Origin of the sequence: Chryseobacterium barbadense, from assembly GCF_042849955.1 — a bacterium.
GTDB lineage: Bacteria > Bacteroidota > Bacteroidia > Flavobacteriales > Weeksellaceae > Chryseobacterium.
Genome location: NZ_BAAFHL010000110.1, coordinates 1 through 4,443, shown reverse-complemented (window position 1 = coordinate 4,443; position 4,443 = coordinate 1). Strand labels below are relative to the sequence as shown.

Here is a 4,443-nt window from a genome sequence, read left to right as displayed (position 1 = left end):
AGAACATAAGCCAGCTGGTTGTACTCATTATACACATAATAGGTATCGGCATTTTCTGTGGAACTTAACACTTTTCTTACCAGAATAGTCTGTCCTTCTTCATTCTTAAACTCTATGGTTTTATTACCATCTTCATCCGTTACGGTGTTTTTATACAGCTGCCCGTCGGTATACAACCAGTTCTCTCCAAGTACGGTTTTGGTAGCGCCATTCTCCCAAGTCGTAGAGGTAGTAAATTTTCTCACTCCATCAGCTACCATGCAAGCATCATATTCAAACTTCACAGGTTTGGTACTCCAGTCATTTCCTACCTGGATTTGTTGTTGGATCCTGTCTAACGGTGAGCTTTCCAAGACTTTTTCGGAATAGATCTTTTCGCTTCCGTAAATAGCTGTGGCATTTCCAAGTGGTGAAGTATAAATAGTTCCATTCTGGGTTCCTGACTGTGGCACAGGAAGGTAATCTTTGACCTGTCTTCCAAATGCATCATATTCGATATAAGAAACCACATCTTTTCCTGTTGGTGAAGCTTTTACATTCACCACCTGTTTTGCTCTTCCCAATCCGTCAAAATACTGAACAGTTTCAGAAGTTTTTGGGGTTCCTGCTGTAGGATCCGATAGATAGATTTTGGTATATACATAGTTTTCGGTGCTGCTGGGTGAAGTCTGGGCATGAAGTAAGCCCGTCACCAGCAAAGCACCTATGGGGATGATTATTTTTTTCATATCTGTGTTTAGTTTTTATAATTGTATTTGAATTCTTTCAACACTTTACCGTTGACATCGACAATCTTTTCCAATCGATTCGCAGTATCATAGACATATACTTCCCTGATTCCGGATGGTGGAGTAATACTGGTTACTCCAATTAAAGGATTGTAAGTATAAGTACTGATTTGATAACCAGACAAGGCAGAAGAATTTCTGAATGTGTCAAGAGCCATGATAAGGGTTGCTTCGGTGCCTGGATCAGAAGCGTCATTGTCAGATGCTGAAACAATAGCAGATATGAGCCCTGAGCTCATCAATTGATCATAGGTTGCTCCTTCTACTTTTGCGATTGGCTGTGTATTGTTATACCCCCAAATTACAGAAACAGGAACGCCTGATTTAAGAGTGTACTGCAATAAGTTTCCTTTAGCATCATATTTATTGTAGGTCACCTCGGCAGATCCTGTTGCAGGATTTTGAAGGTCATAAGATAACACTGACGTTGGTAACACCAAGCTTCCCGTTTCTGCCGTTGGAACGGAAGTTGGATATATCGTTTCTGTTTTTGACAATGTTTTGGTCGTGCTGCCGATAGCCTTTGTGATAGTTGTTTCTAAAGGAATTCCAACCATATTTTTACTGATCATTAACTGGTTGCCTTTCTCATGAGCATAGCTGTAAGTGGTTTTCTGAATAGAATTATCGCTTGACACCATTTCCTTTGAAACGGGTTGAAAGTGCAGTGTACCATAAATAGTATTTTCCAGATTCACTAACTCTGTATTGTTAAAATATTCTCTTTTAGTAACTGTTTTTAAATTATAATCATGAGAGACAAATTTATATCTCAGGACTTCGCCAAACATTTTGAGGTCATTAAAAGGTAAATAAAATATTTGATATCCTACCGGTTTGCCGTAACAAGGGCTGTAACCTTGTTGCGATACTACATCTGTTGCACTACAATTATATTCAAGCATCTGTATCATTTGAGGAGTTGCATATTTAACACCCATAAGGCTTTCAATCTCTTCACGTTTATCCTGATTATAATAGTAATCGTTCGTAGTTTTTGTTAATACTTTTAAAGAAGAATTAGAAACCATTAAGTCTTCAGTAGTTTTTATCAGCCCTTTATTCCAAATAGAATTAGTATGATTTCCACCTCGGTAAGATCCATAACCAAACAAATTTGATGCAATAGGATCATTACCTATAGTGTATTCCGTAAACCTTCCTCCCTTTTCAAAATTAAGACCCCCGATGCTTTTTGTTATATATTGATAACTTATATTTTGGCTTTCATTTCCAAAAAGCGGAATCAAGCTATTAGAATATACACTTACATATTTGTATGGAATATATTCATAATCCATTGTAGGAGTGGGACCAGTACTAGGCGGGCAATACCCTGTTCCCTCAGACATCTTCCATATCACAGGTTTGTAGAAATTATCGCCAGAGGATTTTGTAAGCAGGTCTTTATGGGCATAATACCATTTTTCAATAACAGGAGTAGAAGATACGTTGTCAAAATGTTCTATTTTCTCCACTCTATTTCCGCCCATTGGAATATTTGTTTCTATTGTTGTATCCGGACTTTCAAAATATTCTGCATCAACACCGCCTCCGAAACACATTCTCAAAACTTCAAGAGTTATTTCATATTGTATTCCCACTTCACCATCTATATAAAAGATGTTAGTTCCACCGGGATAAAAATAGGTATTGGTTGTATTAGCATAGCCATAAGACGTTAATATCTGTAACGGAATGTTATTGCCCGTTGAAAGGTTTTTAACTTTTAAATAAACCCTGGGCTCGTGGGTCATCGGGAAAGAACAATCCTGATTATACTGAGCACCGCCTGTGAATTTGATTTTCTGATTCTTTCCTGAGTAAAAAGTTGTTGTCACCTGTTTTTGTGATGTAATCTCATCGGTGAGAATAGAGAGATATTTATGCTTTAGCGGACTTGGTATTACCTTAGTTCCCCATTCTGTATGGGGCTCATAGGTGATTTTAGTATAGCCTTCTGTAGGATATATTATTTTAGACAATAATCCTGATGGAGAAAGAGTTGGGTTTACTTCTCTGTTAGCGAAAGTAAAGTTTTGATTTTCTAAATAAGGATGATCTATTTTGGCAATTAAAGAAGAATTCGATGCTCCATTATAATATCCCCAAAAATCCTGAGCATTTGATAGCCTTTTTGGTAGTTGGTAAGGATTAAGATACTCCAGGTCATAGCTTTTATTAGATATCGTTGAAAAAACTTTTTGCAAAAACACCCTGCTATTGGATGTTACTAAGTAATCCATTTTATAGAAATCAATAGTTCCATTGGCAGAAAGCTTGATTTCATCCAGATACATTGATCTGTTTTCAACATCATTCACTTTTGATGCATAGGTAAAATCTATTACATGATTATTGATATTATTTTTAATTTTTTTTATTCTGAAGGTTTCATATCGGACCAAATTTGATCCTTTCTTATATCCAGCTACACCGGCGGTAGGATTGTTGGTTGGATCATTCTGACAAGTAATATTATTACTGGAATTATCAAAGAAATTATATATTTCATTGGAACTGGAAGTATATGATAATATTTCGGGCTCATACTCAATAATTACTGAATTATTCTTGGTATCCGTTATTTTTGTTAAAAAATAGGCTGACCCTAAAGAAACATCAGGTACCGTCCAGCCCATTCCATGGGTTCTGAAAATGGAGTTTTCTAATAATTCAAAATAATATTTTATCCCTTGTGGTGAGGTAATGATAAAAGAAACATTCTGGTTCTGATCTACTGATTTCTCTATTTTGAAATCCGTCTTTTTTTCCTGCAGCCATTCATTGTTATCAAACTTATCTCCTTTCTTTATAAATGTGTTGGAGAATATCCCTGGGATATTAATTCTGAATAAATCTTTCTCAGTGTCAAACTTATCCTGTACAATAACCTGCTGGAAAAAGTTTAGCTTCAGCCCTTGTTCTACTTCATTATATTTTTGCCAGTAAAAATCATAAGCCAAATCATCACTATCTCTGGTAATTTTTGAAATTACCCCTCCAGTGCTTAATGACCATCCTAATCCTGCTATTGAATTATAATCGTCTACTTTTACCCCATTACTTGAATACTGTAAGGTAACAGGAACTTTAATATCTCCGACACTATATTCAAATAAAGGAATATCATGTTGCATTGTGCCAGTGTATTCTCCAATGCTTACATTGCCATAGCTTCCTAATTGATATACATCAGGAGAAGATGGAAAAATGTTTGGAATATTATAATTCCCTTCTTTAATTTGGGCAAAACCTATTGAACAAAATAGTAAGAATAGTAAAAAATATGTTTTCTTCATTATCTAGTGTTTATTTCTTAATAATTTTCGCACTTGCGTTTTTATTGGTATCCGTTTTAATGGTCACCAAGTATGCTCCCTGAATTAAAGGTTGCGTGTTGATCTTCGTTACCTTATTCTTAGTCTTAGTTTGTTGCAACAGCTTGCCACTCATATCATACAGTAAAATATCCGCCTCCTTAAACTCATAGCCGATTTCTACATAGGTATAATCTGACACAGGATTTGGATAGACTCTGATGTCCTGCTTCTCGATCAATTGATCAATCTGTCCGTCTCCCAGCTTCACAATCTTCCAGTTCTCCTTTCCTAATTCCTCCGCACTGGTTCCTGCCAGTATAATAGAACCGTCC

Annotated in this window: 3 protein-coding genes; all 3 read right to left on the bottom strand. The window is 36.1% G+C overall.

Going from position 1 to position 4,443, the window contains the following annotated elements:
• Positions 1-728: DUF6443 domain-containing protein (locus tag ACGHIN_RS16700; protein WP_390456171.1), on the bottom strand; the 728-nt coding region annotated here is incomplete at its 3' end.
• Positions 729-736: 8 nt separating this feature from the next.
• A complete protein-coding gene (locus tag ACGHIN_RS16695) occupies positions 737-4,090 on the bottom strand; it encodes a hypothetical protein (RefSeq protein ID WP_390456168.1) in 3,354 nt (1,117 codons plus the stop codon).
• A gap of 10 nt (positions 4,091-4,100) precedes the next feature.
• Positions 4,101-4,443, bottom strand: a 343-nt coding sequence (locus ACGHIN_RS16690; RefSeq protein ID WP_390456165.1) for a T9SS type A sorting domain-containing protein, incomplete at its 5' end; no start/stop codon positions are given.

Excerpts from the sequence above, each read along its gene's own strand:
- ACGHIN_RS16695 (WP_390456168.1), bottom strand. The coding sequence starts at position 4,090 with ATGAAGAAAACATATTTTTTACTATTCTTACTATTTTGTTCAATAGGT.